Source organism: Bizionia hallyeonensis (assembly GCF_042657385.1).
In the GTDB taxonomy this organism is placed as follows: domain Bacteria; phylum Bacteroidota; class Bacteroidia; order Flavobacteriales; family Flavobacteriaceae; genus Algorimicrobium; species Algorimicrobium hallyeonense.
Genome location: NZ_JBHSLA010000018.1, coordinates 1 through 2,235, shown reverse-complemented (window position 1 = coordinate 2,235; position 2,235 = coordinate 1). Strand labels below are relative to the sequence as shown.

The following is a 2,235-nucleotide window of genomic DNA, read 5'->3' as shown; positions in this document are numbered from 1 at the left end:
CATTTTGTTCAAAATCACTTTCACTAATATCTGTCCGAATATTGTCGGATAGTAAAAAGCATATTTCATTCCATTTTTCGTTGTTCATTTTCGGTTTTCTCGGTTTTTTTCAGCTTGTTGCCAACGTTGTTGTATATGAAAAGTAAAGGGTTAAAATCCAATGCTTTTCGGACGTTGTGATTGTTAAATTTTAGTTCCCACTTCGGGCGGAGAACTGTAGCCCTTATTTTTTATATACGTTGTTGGCAAATGGCTTTTTATTAATTATTTCCTAAATTTACCAAAATTAATTCTATTTTTAATGTTAGATTATCTACCAACTTTTATCAGCTTATTTGGCTCAATTTCGGGGATTTTGATTGCCTTTTTAGCTATACTTTTTAAATCTTCTAAAAATTGGGTCGAGAACTCAAAATCCGAAGTAATATCTGAAATGAATTCTTGCTTTAAGTGTAGAATTTACTACGAAGCAAAAACTTTCAAGGATACAGATGACACTAAATGGTCAGACATTAAATTGGAAATTGATAATTCAAAATTTAATTTGGAAGACGCAAACTTAATGTTGACAACATCTAAAAATCAACATAAACAACTCTCAAATTTTAATGAAAAAGATGATGATGGAAAAGTTGGTTCAGATACCAAAAAAGCCCAACATATTGAAAAATATCATATATCCGATTTAGAAGATTCTATCACTACTTATAATTCATCTGTTAAGTTTTATGACAACTACCCATTAATTTCAGGTTTTTCAATCGGTGTACCATTAACCCTAACAATTATATTCATACTTATAGCTCATTTTAAATGTTGTATTACTACCAATTATTGTACAACTGCAATAGATAATACAATTACTTTATTGTCCGTTTTTGGAATAGTGTTTATATTTTTTATGACTTTATACACGTTGATAAGAATTAAAAATATAGACGAGTAACTTTATCAATTTCTTTTTTAATGTCTTCTAATCGGATGTCAATTAGTTTAATTTTTTCACTACTGTTTAGTTTTTCTTCTTTTAGAACTTTATTACAGAAGTTTAAGAAATCGTCTTGGTCGGATTTAACTCTGTTAGGGTATTCACTTAATACTGTCATTTTTTAGATTTTTGCCAACGTGTTTGTATATGGTTTGTTGCGTGTTTTAAGCACCTAATTTAGCAAATACAAACCAAATAGAAAATCCGCGAGGATTTTCGTAAGCAGGCTAGAACTAGCAATAAATTATATACGTTGTTGCCAGTAGTGTTTTATTCATTCCGTAAATAAATTCGTTCGTTCTAATTGTTCTGCTAATTCTTTTGCTGTCAAATTATCTAAATTTCGTTTTTCAATGTCTATTCCATTTTCGATTAAGAATTTGACTGATTTCTTGTCATTATTTTTTACAGCATAATGCAATGCAGTCCATCCGTTAATTGGATACGCAAAGTTTAATGTCAACGATTTAATTTTACTTTGATTAAATGACTTTTCTAACTTCTCAAAATTTCCGTTTTCAGCACTTTTCATAAATGACAGATTAATCTCTCTACTTTCGTTTAAAGATTCTCTTGCGTTACAATAATCATTATATTCTTTGTCTCGTTCGTGTTCTGTATTTCCACCATTTGCTTTTAAAATTTCTATAATTTCATTTGAAGTTGTGAAGTCAATTGCTTCTAAATTATCTTGGTCAAAATGAGAGACATTTGCGTTTTTTTCAATTAAAAATCTAACTAATTCTTTGTCGTTTAATGCGGAAGCAACCATTAAAGCAGTTCTTTCTCCAAAATCCTCTTCGTTTATCTTATGTCCATTTGCTAAAAGAAAGTTAATTTGATTTTTGTCCTTAAACGCTGTTGCTTGCGGTAAATTTTCTCCTGTTATTCCATTCACTTTGCAAATTTCTACTAACTTATTTAAATCAGTTTTTTTTCCACATGGTGGAATGTGTTTTTCCTTTCCATTTTCTACCAAACTGTAATAAAATATCTTCCAAGAAATGTCATACGAATTAAGTTCAAAAATCAAGTTTTCGTCTTTAGATATAAACTCGAGAGCTTTGTCCCATTGTTCATTAAATATCGAATTTTCAAATTTCTCCATTTCGGTTTTTACATGTCTCGTCCTGAAATATGGCTACAGGTTAAAATTGAATTTACGCTGATAATTGATATACCATATTAGGTGTTTTATAGTCTAAAGATAAATGTAATCTTATTTGATTGTATAAATTAATTGCATT

General features: G+C 29.1%; 3 protein-coding genes. 1 reads left to right on the top strand and 2 read right to left on the bottom strand.

Features of this window, described 5'->3' with window-relative positions:
• Window positions 1–301: 301 nt before the first annotated feature.
• Window positions 302–946, top strand: a complete 645-nt coding sequence (locus ACFPH8_RS14965; RefSeq protein WP_376862261.1) for a hypothetical protein — start codon at window positions 302–304, stop codon at window positions 944–946.
• Here ACFPH8_RS14965 and ACFPH8_RS14960 read toward each other — a convergent pair.
• Window positions 927–1,106, bottom strand: coding sequence for a hypothetical protein (locus ACFPH8_RS14960; RefSeq protein WP_376862259.1), 180 nt, complete (start codon window positions 1,104–1,106; stop codon window positions 927–929). The genes ACFPH8_RS14965 and ACFPH8_RS14960 overlap by 20 nt on opposite strands.
• A gap of 156 nt (window positions 1,107–1,262) precedes the next feature.
• Entirely contained in the window at window positions 1,263–2,096 is an 834-nt protein-coding gene (locus ACFPH8_RS14955) for an ankyrin repeat domain-containing protein (RefSeq protein WP_376862257.1), read from the bottom strand.
• Between the last annotated feature and the right edge of the window lie 139 nt (window positions 2,097–2,235).

Bases quoted from the DNA above. Each gene is read 5' to 3' on its own strand.
- ACFPH8_RS14955 (WP_376862257.1), bottom strand. From the start codon at position 2,096: ATGGAGAAATTTGAAAATTCGATATTTAATGAACAATGGGACAAAGCT.
- ACFPH8_RS14960 (WP_376862259.1), bottom strand. From the start codon at position 1,106: ATGACAGTATTAAGTGAATACCCTAACAGAGTTAAATCCGACCAAGAC.
- ACFPH8_RS14965 (WP_376862261.1), top strand. From the start codon at position 302: ATGTTAGATTATCTACCAACTTTTATCAGCTTATTTGGCTCAATTTCG.